This is a genomic window from Arthrobacter sp. Bz4 (assembly GCF_003075455.1).
In the GTDB taxonomy this organism is placed as follows: domain Bacteria; phylum Actinomycetota; class Actinomycetes; order Actinomycetales; family Micrococcaceae; genus Arthrobacter_D.
On record NZ_QDAE01000018.1, the window covers coordinates 1 to 14,331 of the forward strand.

The window sequence follows — 14,331 nt, forward strand, 5'->3', positions numbered from 1 at the left end:
CACCCGCTCCCGCACCAGCGCCCGTTCCCGCACCGGCACCGGCACCCGCACCAGCGCCCGTTCCCGCGCCGGCACCTGCCCCACCACCCTCAAACGGTGGATCGGTGTCGGCCGCGATCAGCTACGCCATGTCCAAGACTGGTTCCCCACACTTCTACCAGTGGGGCGGTGCAGGACCGCGGGGATTCGATTGCTCGGGACTCGTGCAGCAGGCATTCGCCTCTGCCGGTATCTCCCTGCCACGGGTAGCCACCGCACAATATGCAGCCAGCTCCAACCATGTCCCGCTGGCACAGGCTCAGGCGGGTGACCTGGTGTTCTGGGGATCGCCAGGGAATTTCTACCATGTTGGCATCTACATCGGGAACAACAGGGTAGTGAACGCGCTCAACGAATCGCAGGGAATTCTCGTGACCGATCTGGCGCACATGGGCGGCATGCCGAACCTGTACCCGCTGGTCGCAAGGTTCTAGTTCTTTGTGCCGGGCCTCACCGCCCGGCACAAAGAACTGACGGCATTTGAACTAGCTGGTTGGGGCCACCATCGGCCCGAAGTTCTCCCGGTCAAGCAACCGTGGATCATTGCCATCCGGAACAACCAGCACGGGGCCCTTCGCGTGATGGAGAACACCCTGGCTGGTGGAGCCGAGCAGCATTCCAGCAAACCCGCCACGTCCCCGGGTGCCGACTACCAGCAGCTCGGACGTCCGCGAACTCTCGATCAGCACCTCAACCGGTGGACCGTCGAGCAGCTCTACTGAGATCTCAAGGCTCGGAAAGTGGCTCTGCAGCCACTCCCTTCCTGCGTTCAGCGAGATGCGGATGTCCGCGTGGAGGGCTTCACGGTCCAACGGTGCGGGAACCCAGGCAAGGGATCCGGTGAAGGGCGGCAACGAGCAGACCACCCGCAGTGGCATCCCTCTGGATACGGCCTGCTCCGCGGCAGCAAGCGACGCCATCCGCGCCTGCTCCGAGCCGTCCACTCCCACCACCACAACCTGCTCCACCTGGTCTGCCGTGGGTCCCGGCTCCCCCTTCCCCTTCGGCGGCTCGACTCCCGCTTCAGTGAGCCGACGTGCGGCGCAGAGGGGGATAACGACCGTCGGGCATTTTGCGTGGGCCGGGACCGCGCTGCTGACCGAGCCCAGGAGGCGCCCGACGAAACCTCCTCTGCCACGGGACCCAACGACGATCAGTTCGGCTTCCTCGGACAGCTCCAGGAGGACGCCCGCAGCGTCTCCGGCCTCCACCCGTGGATCAATATCCACGGGGAGTCCCTGGAGACGTTCGACTGCCTGTTTGAGCACCGCCTCCGCACCCTCACGGATGACGGCGTCGTCAATTGTGGCGTACCCGGCATCCATGCTTGAGGCCGCGAACACCGGCACCGTATAGGCGGTGACGACGCTGAGGCGGGTACCTCGACGCGCCGCCTCATGGGCCGCCCAGACCAGGGCGCACTGGCTCTGATCAGAGCCGTCCACCCCCACCACAATGCCGCTGCCGTAGAGACTGTTCACACCATTTTCAGACTGTGCCTTTTCCATGGCCCTGCCTCCCTGCGGTCACAACTACCGGCGCCGGATCAGCGATCCTCGATCGCCGCCAAACTATTTCAAACCTTACTCTTCCGCATAGGACTATTCACCGTGGTCAAAGTTATATAGGCTTCGAGAAATCGTTACTTGAATGAGCCACATTTTGCTCAGGCGTAACGAAATGCGCTTGGTTGACCCGTTCGCAGCCAAGTGTCCGCACAGCCCGGAAGAGGCGCCGGGCTGTGCGGAACTAACCCTTCCCTTTCGGAGGTCTACCCTGTGAGTTCACCGTCGCCCGGAACCGGTGCCTCGCGCTCAGACGTGCACGGCGGTGCGGAGCTCACCACCACGGTCGTCATTGGATCGGGTCTTTCGGGATTGGCTGTGGCCAGCGAACTCAGTCGTCGGGGTATCGAGTCAATCGTTGTGGAATGCATGGACCCGCTCGATACCGGTCAGCTGTCCCGTACGGTGATGACCGACTCGGTGTCCCTATCGGAACGAACAGAGCTGCTTCGGCTGCTGCGCGGTTATGCGAGCAGCCATTCATTGGACATCCGGCACAGCACCATCGCCGAGAATTTGTGCGTGGTGGGCCATTCGAAGTTGTTGCCCACCCCTGTGCTCGGGTCCAAGAAATGGGCGGTCCAAACCGGAAGCGGCGTGCTACTGGCCGACCATGTGGTGCTGACCAAGTACCCGCAGAACCAGTTGCGGCGGTTCCTGCTGTCGCTTGGTCTGGCGGTTGGCAACGACCTCAAGGCTGCAGCGCGGGCGATTGGCCTGCATCTGGTGGGAGTCGGCGAGCTGCTCAGCCCCAGCACCCGAGAAATTGTCAGGCAAGCGAAACTGGTCAGTGCTGCGATTGTTCAGCACCCTCCGCTACGGCTGCCACCGACCCGGGCACTCGGCGCCTAGGCCCTCCCCTGGCCACGCGCCCATCTGGCCACCGACGACGACGGGAGGACCGGAAGTATCCGGTCCTCCCGTCAACAGGCGGTAGCCCTTGGGGATATCGAGAGGGTTAGCCCTTGAGCCCATCAATGAAGTCAGGGTTTTCCTCAAGCCACTGCTCGACGGCTTCAGCCTCTTGGCCCGACCCAAACTCGTTGACAACGAGGTTCTCAAGCTGACCGTACTGGTCGTCGTCCAGCTTGAAGTTGGTCATCATTTCGGCGATCTCGGGGAAGTCTCGGTGAATCCGGTACGCGCCAACGTGTGCAGTCCTTCTACCGGGCCAAGCGCTGCCTCAGGGTCTTCGAGGTCCTTCAGAGGGAAGGAACTGTTGGCCCAGAACGGCTTCCACAGGGTCACCACGATGTCCTCCTCGGCATCGACGGCGCTTTGCAGCTCCGTCAGCATCGCCGTCGTGGATGACTCAACCAGCTCGTAGTCCTCCTCAAGGCCATACGTTGGCATAACGCTGTCCTTGGTCACCGCCGTCAGGCCGGCTCCTGGTTCGATACCCACGATCCGGCCGTCGAACATGTCGGCGTTCCCGGTCAGGTCCGCGATCGAATCGATATCGGTGTATTCCGGCACGGCGAAAGTCAGTTTGGCGTTGTCGTAGTAGGCGCCAAGATCCTCAATGTCGTCGCCATACTCTTCCATGTACTCGGCGTGCGTCGCTTCGGACCAGCCCGAGGGGTAAACGTCGACATCTCCGTTGGAGAGGCCCGTGTAGAGCGGCGCGGCCTCGCTCAATTCCTGAATCTCGACGTCGATGCCTTCGGCTTCAAGGATGTTCTCCCAGAGGTAGGCGGTGCTCAGCCCGTCGGTCCAGGAGGGGATGATACCCAGCGTGATGGATTGGGCCGCTGCTTCGGATCCCTCGTCGCTTGGGGCATCCGATCCACCGCATGCTGTTGCGCCGAGCGCAACAGTCATCAGTGCAGCAAGTACTCCGACCCGGCGGGTACGTAATTTGTTAGTCATTGATCTTCTTTCCTTATTCATCGGAGGGCGCCTTCTAAACCGGCGCCCGAGGATTGGTTGGAGGGTCAAGATTTTGTGGCGAGCGGAACTGGCTTGTTTTCGGGACGACCGAACAACCGACCCAGGGCGCCGAGAACGCGGCGGTCACGGTCTGATCTACCATCTCCGACGGCAGCAGTGACCCGGTCGAGGAAGATCGCGAGGACCACCACCGACAATCCGGCTTCGAAGCCCAGACCGATATCGAGTTGCGCGATCGAGGAGGTGACGGCACCGCCGAGGCCGCCGGCGCCCACGAGCCCGGCGATGACCGCCATCGAGAGTGCAAGCATGATTACCTGGTTGACGCCGGCCATGATCGTCGGTAGCGCCAAGGGGATCTGGATGCCGCGCAGGATGTGTCCTGGTGTGCTGCCGAACGCATGTCCGGCCTCGACCACCTCGGAATCGACCTGACGGATACCTAGTTCGGTCAGGCGCACTCCCGGCGGCAGGGCGAAGATGACTGTCGCAACCACACCACCGGCGGGACCGATGCTGAACAGCGTCACCACGGGCACCAGCCAGACGAAGGCTGGCATGGTTTGCATCAGGTCCATTACCGGGCGGATCGCGTTACTCACCGCAGCGGATTTCGTTGCCGCGATGCCGAGTGGAATAGCGATCACGAGCGCGATGAAGGTGGCGATGAGGACCAAAGCCAACGTTGTCATCGCGTTTTCCCACTGATCAACGCTGATGATGAAGGCCAAACCCACGAATGACACGACGGCGAACTTCCAGTCCTTCACCAACCAGGCCAGTAGTGATAACAAGGCCACAAGCACGAGGGGCGCCGGGGAGTTCAGTAGGTCAGCCAGTCCGTCGGTGGCACCGAGAACGAGGTCACGTACTGCCTGGAAGAACCCGCCGAGATTGTCGTCGACCCAGTCGAAGACGGTCTCGATCCCTTCGCCGACAGGAATGCGGGGCACAATTTCACCGTCGGTGCGGCTGGTCATCAGGCTCACGCCATTACCTCCTGATCGGGTCCAACATGCTCAACTGTCGCGTTGGGGTCGCCCAGGGCATTGAGGAGCGTAACCCGCGGAATCACACCGCTTAGCCGCCCCCGGTCATCGACGACTGCGAGTGCCACGACACTTTCAGCAGCGGCTGTCATTAGGTCGGCGAGTGGGGTGTCAAGGCGGACCGTCGCCGCGGAGCGAAGCAGTCCGTCAAGATTGTCTGTGCCCTTTGCGACGGCGGCGGCAACGTCGTGCTCATGCACGATCCCGTGCAGGGTCTTGTCCCATCCGACAACCATCAGGCTGGACAGCTGGTGCTCGCGGAGAAGCTTGTGTGCGGCGCGTGGGCCCTGTTCGCTGCCGAGCAGTGCGACGGGCTGCTCCATCACGGCCGATGCGGTGAGCACCCGAGTGCGATCCACGTCCTGCACGAACTTCGCAACGTAGTCGTTGGCAGGGTCGTTGAGGATTTGTTCAGTGGTGCCGATCTGCACAATCCGCCCGTCGCGCATCATCGCTATCCTGTCGCCCAGGCGCATCGCCTCGTTGAGGTCGTGGGTGATGAACAGGATGGTTTTGCCAAGCTGGTGCTGCAGGTCAACCAACTGGTCCTGCATTTCGCGTCGAATGAGCGGATCGAGTGCGCTGAACGCCTCATCCATCAGCATGACGTCGGTCCCGGCTGCAAGAGCCCGTGCCAGACCCACTCTCTGCCGCATCCCGCCGGAGAGTTCTCCCGGAAGTGACCCGCCCCAGCCCTCAAGGCCGACCATCTGCAAGGCCACCTCAGCCTTTTTCTCACGTTCAGACCGGTTCAGCCCCTGCACCTTCAGCCCGTAGGCGGCGTTCTCACCAACTGTGCGGTGGGGAAGGAGCGCGAAATGCTGGAAAACCATGCTGACCTTCTCCCTCCGCACACGCCGGAGGTCCTTGCCCTTCAACCGGGTGATGTCCTCACCGGCGACCTTCATCGTGCCTGCAGTCGGCATCAGAAGGCCGTTCACCATCCTGATCAGCGTCGACTTTCCGGACCCGGACAAGCCCATCACCACGAAGATTTCGCCCTCGGCGACGTCAAAGCTGGCGTCGATAACGGCCGGGGTCAGGTTGTCCTTGCGGAGGTCCTCGCGGCTAGCGCCAGCCCGCATCCGATCGACGGCACGTTCGGGCCTGTGTCCGAAGACCTTATAGACCTCGCGGGCCTCAATGACTGGCACAGTTATCTTGCTCCTCGCTCTACGTTGCTTTTGATTTGCGCAGCCTGCGGCAGCTCAATTTACACTTGCTACGGAACGCTGAATGGCACCACAAGGTGCACTGGCTCAAAGAGGCTAAGGCAAAAAGATTGCTACCCCTCTGCACCGCTACAAAATCGGAAAATAGGTCTGCACATTTGCAGACAACGGACGGGCAACAATTGCCCTAATCCAAATTCGGCGATCACTATCGGCGGTATTGAGTAACCCAATATACCGGTGACAGCTCGTCCCGGACGCGGAAAAACCCCGCCTGGCACCTCAAGACCGACTTCCAGGCACGCTGCTTCAGGGCCGACCCGAACCGTCGGAGGGCGTCCGATCCCGATGAACTCAGGGATTTTTAAAGAAGGAGTAGCCAGCTGATTCATGCCAGCGAATCGATGTTCTTTCGTTATATACGAGGGCGCCCGTTTGCCGACAGCAATGCAAATAGCGACCTAATAAGCTCCGGTAAGAATGATGGCTTTTGCGAATGAATTTTGGCCCTACAACTTCACAGCAGAGCTAAGCGTCGGCGCCTTGACGTAGCTTCTTCCGGGCGGTTACGGCCAGGACCACGGCCAGCGCGATCAGGACCACGACCATCACCACGATGCTCCACGGGAAATCACCCTGTGCAGCCTGCTCTGACTCCTCGATTTCAATTGGCCCCTGGGTGTTGGCAGCGGCGCCCGGGGGCTGCGCGGCCCCGCCTGCCGTCGCGGTGAACGCGAAGCTGCCTTCAATGGGATGGGAATCCGAGGAGACTACCCGCCAGTTCACTGTGTATTCACCCGCTGGCGCATCAGCGCGGAGCGGCTGGCTGGCCACCCGGTCAATGATTGCCACGTCACCTTCGGCCCAATTCTCGCCGTTCGCGTCGAGGACCTCGACCTCCGACCCAATCCCCGACGGCACATTGGAGAAGGTCAACTCCACCACCTCGGGAAGCATCTCGACGCTCGCCCCTGGCTCAGGGGTGCTGCCGGTCATCTCGTCATGGGCATTGGCTGCCGGGGCGGACCCGAGGACAGTCATCAAGGCCACCAGCAACATCGCGGCCAGTAGGGCGGCGACCCTCAGGAACGAATGATCGACGACGGAGCGTGCAGCGGGGTAGGTAGTACTCATGTGTCAACTCTACGTGGCGGGCCTGTCAGCACGCTGGGAGAAGCGGCGCACCCGGCGTCGAGCGGATAGACTCGATCCGCAGACCACACCCCCCACCGTTCGAGGAATGACCATGCTCAAAAAGGGTTCCGTACTGGACCGCTATTTCGAAGTAACCCACCGCGGTAGCACTATGTCCCGGGAGATCCGCGGCGGAGTGGCAACTTTCTTCGCCATGAGCTACATCGTTGTCCTCAACCCGCTGATCCTTGCCGGGGCCGATTCATCGGGCGCCGAGCTGGGCTTCGAACGGGTCGCAGCCGTGACGGCATTGGTCGCAGGAATCCTGACGATCGTGATGGGCGCCTGGGCCAAGTACCCGTTTGCCCTCGCGACCGGCCTCGGCGTCAACGCCTTCGTGGCCATCACCGTCGCCACCAACCCTGAACTCACCTGGCCGCAGGTCATGGGTCTAGTGATGCTGGCCGGCCTCACCATGCTCATCCTGGTTCTCACCGGATTCCGGACCGCAGTATTCAACGCAGTCCCTGAAAGCCTCAAAACCGCGATTGTGGTCGGTATCGGCCTCTTCATCGCGCTCATCGGACTCGTCAATGCTGGGTTCGTCAGGCGGGTGCCGGATGTCGCTCAAACCACAGTGCCAGTGGGCCTCGGTTTCGAAGGCGCGCTGCTGGGCTGGCCCACCCTGGTGTTTGTCTTCGGTCTGATTCTGACCATCGCGTTGGTGGTCCGCAAGGTGCGAGGCGGGATCCTGATCGGTGTCATTGCCTCAACCATTCTCGCCGTCAGCATTGAAGCAGTGGCCGACGTCGGGCCAAGCGTTGGCCCGGACGGCACCAACGCCCAGGGCTGGTCCCTGGTGGTCCCCGAACTTCCGACCGGGGCCTGGGTGGGAGTTCCTGATCTGTCACTGATCGGCAACGTGAGCCTGTTCGGCGCCTTCAGCACCATCGGGGCGACCGCGGCCCTGCTGCTCACGTTCACCATCCTGTTGAGCATCTTCTTCGACGCCATGGGCACCATGGTGGGCCTCGCCAACGAGGCAAAGCTCGTGGACAAGAAGGGCAACATTCCCGGCGTCAACCGGGTCCTGGTGGTCGATGCCCTCGGCGCCGTCGCCGGCGGTGCCGGGTCGGTGTCCTCAAACCAGATCTACGTCGAATCGGGAGCTGGTATCGGTGAAGGCGCCCGCACCGGTATCGCCAACATCGTCACCGGCGTATTGTTCCTGCTGGCGATGTTCTTCACCCCCCTGATCTCCCTGGTGCCGTTCGAAGCCGTGGCGCCGGCGCTCGTCGTCGTTGGGTTCATGATGGTGGCACAGGTAGGCCGCATCGACTGGCAGGACTGGGGGGTTGCGATCCCCGCGTTCCTGACCTTCATCCTGATGCCGTTCACGTACTCGATTGCCAACGGCCTGGGCGCCGGGTTCATTGCCTATGTGCTGGTCCGCACCTTCCAGGGTCGAGCCCGGGAAATTCACCCCCTGATGTGGGTTGTGGCGGGCGCATTTGTGGTGTTTTTCGGTATTGGACCGATCGAACTGGCGCTGGGTCTGCGATAGTCCTGGGCTGGTCCCGCGGTAGGGGCCAGCCCAGGCTGACCGTCAGCGCGCGGACCAGCCCCCGTCCATCACATACGACGAACCAGTCACCATGCCTGCCACGTCGGACGCCAGCCAGCACACCAGAGCTGCCACTTCTTCCGGTTCGACCATCCGTTTGATGGCACTTTCCGTGAGCATGATGGTGGACAGCACGTCTTCCTCGGAGATCCCGTGCAGACGCGCCTGGTCAGTGATCTGGTTTTCGACCAGCGGGGTGCGGACATATCCGGGGTTCACGCAGTTACTGGTGACGCCGTACTCGCCACCCTCCAGCGCCGTCACCTTGGACAAGCCCTCCAACCCGTGCTTCGCCGACACGTAGGCCGCCTTGAACGGCGACGCCCGCAGCCCGTGGATTGAGGACAGGTTAATGATCCGGCCGAAGCCTCTGTCGTACATCGCGGGCAGCGCGGCTCGGATCAGCAGGAAGGGTGCCTCCAACATCAGCGTGTGGATCCGTCGGAAGTCGGCTGGGTCAAACTTGTGGATTGGCTGTACCGCCTGGATACCGGCGTTGTTGACGAGGATGTCGACGTCGAGGCTGAGGTCCTCAAGCTCCCCGGTACTCAGCAGGTCCACGGTCCACGATTCGCCATTCACTTCCTCGGCCAGCGCGGCGGCACCGTCGCCATCGCGGTCCGCGACGGTCACATGCGCACCCTGAGCGGCAAACGCCCGGACGGTAGCCGCTCCGATCCCGCTGGCACCGCCGGTCACGAGCGCCCGGCGCCCGGCGAGCGGCTGCGCGCTGGTAGTTCTGCCCGGACGTGCCGCCTCAACCGTCCGCTGGGTTGGTGGCTGGGCTGGCATCTTCACCTGTGTGGATGCCATCAGGCAGTACCGTTCGGAACCGGGATGCCGTGGCGCTCCGCGTCCGCGGCGTCGACGTCGCGCAGTGAGATTCCTTTGGTTTCCTTTAGGGTGACGACGGCGATGCCGGTCACCACACACGCACCCAGGACGTAGAGCGCAACCCCCACCCAGGAACCGGTCTCCTGAAGGATGGCCGTCGCGATGATCGGCGCCATCGACCCGGCAATAATCGATGTCACCTGGTAGCCGAGGGAAACCCCCGAATACCGCATGCGGGTGGGGAACATTTCAGCCATGATGGCTGGCTGTCCCGCATACATCAGGGCGTGGAAGCACAGGCCGATGGTGACCGCCAGGATGATGATCACTGGGTTCTGGGTGTCAAACATCGGGAAGGCGAAGAACGCCCAGGTGGCGCCGAGAATCGCTCCGGCAAGGTAGACAGGTTTGCGGCCGAAACGATCAGACAGCCGGCCCACCTGGGGAATCACCAGGAAGTGGACCACGTGGGCGATCAGCAGCGCGAGGAGGAGCTGGCTGGTGTCGTATTCATGGACGGTCTTCAGGTAGACGATCGAGAAGCTGACAATGATGTAGTAAAGAATATTCTCGGCAAAGCGCAAGCCCATGGCGCCCAGGATTCCCCTGGGGTATTTCTTAACTACCTCGAGGACCCCGTAGTTGATCGACTTCTCGCGCTCAACCTGTTCACGTGCCTCAAGGAAGATCGGCGCTTCACTGACGTGCGTCCGGATGTAGTAACCAATGACCACGATGACCGCTGATAGCCAGAACGCTACCCGCCAGCCCCAGGCCAGAAATTCGTCTTCGGGAAGGATGAACGACATGGTCAGCAGAACCACGGTTGCCAGGAGGTTGCCGACGGGGACAGCCGCCTGCGGCCAACTGGCCCAGAACCCGCGGGACTTGTTGGGGCTGTGCTCGGCAACCAGCAGAACGGCGCCACCCCATTCACCGCCGACGGCGAAGCCCTGCACGAAGCGCAGGACTACCAGCAGGGCCGGAGCCCAGTACCCGATCGTGTTGTAGCCCGGAAGGCAGCCCATCAGGAAGGTCGCTACACCGACCAGGATGATGGTCACCTGGAGGGTGCTTGCGGCCGAGCTTGTCTCCAATCTGGCCGAAGAAGATCCCGCCGAGCGGACGGGCGATGAAGCCGACGGCGTAGGTCAGGAACGCTGCGATGATCCCATCGAGCGGGGTCGCCGCGTTGGGGAAGAACACCACCGCGAAGACCAGGGTGGCGGCGGTGGCGTAGAGGAAAAACTCGTACCATTCGACAACTGTCCCGACCATCGAGGCTGCGCCAACTTTTTTCAGACCTGACTCGTCGGTACGGTCGCGCCCCGGGGTTCCCTGCGGGCCGGACTGGGTGGAGCGTTGATTGACGCTCATGGCTTTCTCCTTCTGTGTCGACGGTGACACTATGCCTACTGGGTACTGTGACAGGCGTCACCCCAGGAACAACCTCATTGAGTATTGCTGCAGATGTTGACCGCTTCAATGACCAACTCCGCACCTCGATACTGCGAAAATGCAGATATGAGCTTTCCCAACCCCAGCGACCTGTTGATTCTGTTGACCGTCTCCCGCAGCGGCCGGTTCACTACTGCCGCCGAGGCGCTGGAGCTGAACCACACGACTGTGTCCCGGCGGATCGCTGCCCTGGAGAAAAGCCTCGGCGGTCATGTCCTGGTTCGGGCCAGCGGTGGGTGGGAGCTCACCGAGTTGGGTTTTCGAGCGGTCGCCGCAGCTGAGCGGGTCGCATCAGCGGTGAATGGGTTGGCCGACGGCGACGACGACGCCCCGGTAACCGGCGTCGTCCGGATGAGCGCCACCGACGGATTCAGCGCCTACATCGCCGCGCCAGCGTTCGCCAGGCTGCGGCGGGAGCATCCCCGACTGTCCGTCGAGATAGTCGCCGCCACTCGCCGCGCCTCGCAGACCCGCAGCGGACTTGATCTTGAGGTGGTGGTCGGTGAACCTCAGGTGCATCGCGCTGAGGCGTTCCGGTTGGGTGAATACATGCTGGGCCTCTACGCCTCCCGGGAGTACCTGTCCGAATGGGGCACCCCGCGCAGTGTCGTCGAGGCAGCTGAGCACCAGTTGGTCTACTTCATTGATTCGATGCTGCAGGTGGACAGTCTCGACACCCCTCGGCGGTTACTGCCGACGATGAAGGATTCGCTCAGTTCCACCAATGTCTTTGTCCATGTGGAGGCTACCCGGCTGGCGCCGGGATTGGGCTCCTGCCCTGTTTCATGGCAGACCGGCATGATGATCTGGTCCGTCTTCTTCCTGCCGAGATCGCCGAGCGGCTCGGCTACTGGCTGGTCGCCAGACCGGATTCACTGCGGCAGCCAGCCGTAGCTGTGGTTGTTGCGGCCCTCCGCGATGCTACTGCAGCCTACGAAGATCACCTGCTGGGCAGATCCGCGATCCGGTTCTGACTACCTTCGCCCGGCTGCAGGGTCACTGATCGTGGAGGACCTGCGCGCCGTTGCTGAACTTCCGCACCCGGGCGTCGTCCCACACCTGAGCTGGTACTCCCCCACCCAGCAGCACGCGAGCCAGCCCCGGATCCTGATCCAGTGGTGTCTCGCTGCCGGCGATGATGACGTTGCCATACCGTCGTCCCTTCAGCATGGCTGGGTCAGCGATCACTGCTGTGTAAGTAAATGCCTCACCGATGGTGGCCGCCTCCCGGCGGGCGCCGGCGAGGTCCGGTGAGTCACCGCAGTTGACCAGATAGAGGCCGTTTTCACTGAGCACCCTCTTGGCGTGCTGGGTGAACTCAAGGGTGGTCAACGGCCGTGGGGTTTTGCTGCCCGCAAAAACATCGCGGATGATCAGATCGCGGCTTCCGGCGGTGAGGGATTCCGTTACCTCGCGGGCTTCGCCCACCCTGATGCGCACCAGCGGGGCACGCGGGAGGTCAAACCAGTCCCGCACCAACCCGGCAAGTCTGCTATCGAGTTCCACCACCACCTGACGAGCCTCCGGTACCGATGCGGCGAAGTACCGCGCCAGCGAACAGGCTCCGCCGCCGAGGTGGAGCGCCCGCAGGGGCCCGCCGTCGCGTCGCTGGGATTCGACCAGTGCCGCGATCCACCTCATGTATTCGAAGTCCAGGCGCAACGGGTCGCTGAGATCGATGTGCGAACTGGGTACTCCGTTGACCTTGAGGATCCAGCCGTTGGGGTTGAACGGGTCGGGTTCCACTTCGCAGGTGCCGGTGTCAATGTCGTAGGTTCCGGCAACCGGTCCTGAGTCGCCCTGATCGGGCTGGGCTTTCGGGTCGCCGGGCCGGGCCGGTCTCTGCCGTCCCATTACTGCCGCCCCACCTTAGGAGTGGTCAGCCCGTCGGCGATCATGCCGGCATCCCGGGTTGAGCGGGCGAGCACCACTCCGAGGAGTTCGTCGTCGTCGGGAAGGGCGCGCCGAACCAGGAATATGGGCATAGGTGCCATGCTAGCCGCCCGGATGGCCACCATTACTGGCGGTGCATCCGGAACATCGGCCGGTGGTGCCAGGTGGGCCCGCAGAGAGTGTCCGTGCCGTCCGGTTCGAAGCCGTTCCGCCGATAGAAGCGTTCGGCCCGCGGGTTCCCGTTGAGAATCCACAGGTAGGCGGCCCGGTTTTCGATGGCGGTATCCAAAAGCCGCTGGCCCAACCCGGTGCCGTGGGACGCGGCGAGGGTGTAAATGTGGTGCAATTCGAAGTCGGGACGATCCTCATCCCGGCCCGGCCCCGACGTTGCGATGCCCACGCCGTCCCAGCCTCATCGAACGCCACCCAACTGGAGGCACCGGCCTCGAGCGCAGCCCGCCGCTTGGCGATCAGGGCAGGCAGTTCGGCGTCGTAGTACGCGTGAAACTGGGGTGGCATGATCTGCGCATAGGTCTCGTGCAGGCCCTGCAGGTGGGTGCGGGAGTAGGTTTCTGCGTCGTCGGGCGACGCCCGGCGGATGGAAAAAATCACCCGCCCAGTTTATGCCGCGGCGGCAACGACCACGGCCACCGCAAACCCGTCCCAGTCCTTGGACCCGACGGTCTGGATAGCGGTTGCCTCCAGTTGGGGGTGGCTGCCCAGCAGTTCCAGCGCTTCCCGGGTGCCCCGCACCGCGTCATCACCGTTCGTCTCAAGGACGGTTCCACCGCGCACCACGTTGTCGAGGACGATCACGCTGCCTGGCCGGGACAACCTGATCGCCCAGTCCAGGTAACGCGGGTTGTTCGCTTTGTCGGCATCAATGAAGAACAGGTCGTAGGGTCCGGTCAGAGTGGGAAGGGTGTCGAGCGCTGCACCCACGTGGATGGTGACCTTATGGCCCTCACCTGCCTGATCCAGGTTCTGGCGGGCCACCTCGGCGTGGGCCTGCTCGTACTCGCAGGTATCAACCAGACCGTCGTCGGGCACGCCCCGGGCCAGCCAGATGGTGCTGAATCCGCCGAGGGTGCCAATTTCGAGGATCCGCCGTGCGCCCTGAATCCGTGCCAGCAGCATCAGGAATTTCCCCTGCGTGGGGGTGACTTCGATGGCGGGCATCCCCGCAGCGGCAGTCGCGTCAACTGCCCCGGTCAGCGCCTCATCCGGTTGGACCACCGTGTCCACCAGATAACGTTCGACAGCGGCCCACCCAGTCATGAATGGCCCTGGTACTCGTCCATCTCGTCAATGGCCTGCTCGAGGCGTTCCACTTTTCCGGTCAGCTCACACGAATAGCCTGGGCGGATGTCCGCCTTCAATACCAGTGAGACGCGGCTGCCGTACTTGCCGACTGCTGCGGTGGCCCGCTTGATCACGTCCATCACCTCATCCCACTCACCCTCGATCGTGGTGAACATGGAATCCGTCTGGTTGGGCAGGCCCGAGTCGCGGACAATCCTGACGGCTTCGGCCACTGCGTCGTGGACCGAACCATCCGCGTTCTCCGCCGTGGTGGCACCGGTTCCGGCTGGGGCAACTGAGAAGGCTACAAGCATGGTCCAAGTCTGGCATATCGGCACCCCAGCGGAAGGGGTTGCAGCAAGATTGGTGCT

At 62.8% G+C, this 14,331-nt stretch carries 13 protein-coding genes and 3 pseudogenes; 4 read left to right on the forward strand and 12 right to left on the reverse strand.

From position 1 onward, the window contains the following. On the forward strand, window positions 1-473 hold a 473-nt coding region (locus DDA93_RS12550), incomplete at its 5' end, for a C40 family peptidase (RefSeq protein WP_133185512.1). A gap of 51 nt (window positions 474-524) precedes the next feature. On the opposite strand, the gene DDA93_RS12555 is transcribed toward DDA93_RS12550, so the two are convergent. After that, entirely contained in the window at window positions 525-1,547 is a 1,023-nt protein-coding gene (locus DDA93_RS12555) for a universal stress protein (protein WP_024477025.1), read from the reverse strand. Between the two features lie 270 nt (window positions 1,548-1,817). Between DDA93_RS12555 and DDA93_RS12560 the strand changes: the two genes are divergently transcribed. Next, window positions 1,818-2,456, forward strand: coding sequence for an FAD-dependent monooxygenase (locus DDA93_RS12560; protein WP_019483919.1), 639 nt, complete (start codon window positions 1,818-1,820; stop codon window positions 2,454-2,456). A 106-nt stretch (window positions 2,457-2,562) separates the two neighbouring features. Here DDA93_RS12560 and DDA93_RS12565 read toward each other — a convergent pair. The 4 genes and pseudogenes from DDA93_RS12565 to DDA93_RS12580 all read right to left on the reverse strand — a co-directional run bounded on the left by DDA93_RS12565 (window position 2,563) and on the right by DDA93_RS12580 (window position 6,849). Further along, window positions 2,563-3,473: pseudogene (locus DDA93_RS12565) on the reverse strand (glycine betaine ABC transporter substrate-binding protein). 65 nt (window positions 3,474-3,538) lie between these two features. Continuing rightward, a complete protein-coding gene (locus DDA93_RS12570) occupies window positions 3,539-4,474 on the reverse strand; it encodes an ABC transporter permease subunit (RefSeq protein WP_116778961.1) in 936 nt (311 codons plus the stop codon). Between the two features lie 5 nt (window positions 4,475-4,479). Then, a complete protein-coding gene (locus DDA93_RS12575; RefSeq protein WP_019483922.1) occupies window positions 4,480-5,697 on the reverse strand; it encodes a glycine betaine/L-proline ABC transporter ATP-binding protein in 1,218 nt (405 codons plus the stop codon). A 546-nt stretch (window positions 5,698-6,243) separates the two neighbouring features. After that, window positions 6,244-6,849, reverse strand: a complete 606-nt coding sequence (locus DDA93_RS12580; protein ID WP_019483923.1) for a copper resistance CopC family protein — start codon at window positions 6,847-6,849, stop codon at window positions 6,244-6,246. A gap of 112 nt (window positions 6,850-6,961) precedes the next feature. Between DDA93_RS12580 and DDA93_RS12585 the strand changes: the two genes are divergently transcribed. After that, window positions 6,962-8,413 (forward strand): NCS2 family permease, encoded by a 1,452-nt coding sequence (locus tag DDA93_RS12585; protein WP_019483924.1) that lies wholly within the window; start codon window positions 6,962-6,964, stop codon window positions 8,411-8,413. A 42-nt stretch (window positions 8,414-8,455) separates the two neighbouring features. Here the strand turns inward: DDA93_RS12585 and DDA93_RS12590 are convergent, their stop codons facing one another. Both DDA93_RS12590 and DDA93_RS12595 read right to left on the reverse strand, forming a co-directional pair. Then, window positions 8,456-9,286 carry a 3-hydroxybutyrate dehydrogenase gene (locus DDA93_RS12590; RefSeq protein ID WP_019483925.1) on the reverse strand — a complete coding sequence of 277 codons (831 nt, stop codon included), beginning with the start codon at window positions 9,284-9,286 and terminating at the stop codon, window positions 8,456-8,458. Further along, window positions 9,286-10,684: pseudogene (locus DDA93_RS12595) on the reverse strand (MFS transporter). The gene DDA93_RS12590 and the pseudogene DDA93_RS12595 overlap by 1 nt, the downstream one beginning before the upstream one ends. 108 nt (window positions 10,685-10,792) lie before the next feature. On the opposite strand from DDA93_RS12595, the pseudogene DDA93_RS12600 reads away from it, so the two are divergent. Beyond that, a pseudogene (locus DDA93_RS12600) lies at window positions 10,793-11,739 on the forward strand (LysR family transcriptional regulator). A 22-nt stretch (window positions 11,740-11,761) separates the two neighbouring features. Here DDA93_RS12600 and DDA93_RS12605 read toward each other — a convergent pair. The 5 genes from DDA93_RS12605 to DDA93_RS12620 form a co-directional block, all read right to left on the reverse strand. Next, window positions 11,762-12,619, reverse strand: a complete 858-nt coding sequence (locus DDA93_RS12605) for a fused MFS/spermidine synthase (protein ID WP_024477020.1) — start codon at window positions 12,617-12,619, stop codon at window positions 11,762-11,764. Then, window positions 12,619-12,750, reverse strand: coding sequence for a hypothetical protein (locus tag DDA93_RS17025; RefSeq protein ID WP_272942580.1), 132 nt, complete (start codon window positions 12,748-12,750; stop codon window positions 12,619-12,621). The genes DDA93_RS12605 and DDA93_RS17025 overlap by 1 nt, the downstream gene beginning before the upstream one ends. Before the next feature lie 32 nt (window positions 12,751-12,782). Next, window positions 12,783-13,058 carry a GNAT family N-acetyltransferase gene (locus DDA93_RS12610; protein WP_243400618.1) on the reverse strand — a complete coding sequence of 92 codons (276 nt, stop codon included), beginning with the start codon at window positions 13,056-13,058 and terminating at the stop codon, window positions 12,783-12,785. 221 nt (window positions 13,059-13,279) lie between these two features. Next, window positions 13,280-13,936 (reverse strand): O-methyltransferase, encoded by a 657-nt coding sequence (locus DDA93_RS12615; RefSeq protein WP_019483931.1) that lies wholly within the window; start codon window positions 13,934-13,936, stop codon window positions 13,280-13,282. Further along, window positions 13,933-14,274: a thiamine-binding protein gene (locus DDA93_RS12620; RefSeq protein ID WP_019483932.1), complete on the reverse strand. Its 342-nt coding sequence runs from the start codon at window positions 14,272-14,274 to the stop codon at window positions 13,933-13,935. Before DDA93_RS12620 ends, DDA93_RS12615 begins: the two co-directional genes overlap by 4 nt. Window positions 14,275-14,331: the final 57 nt, after the last annotated feature.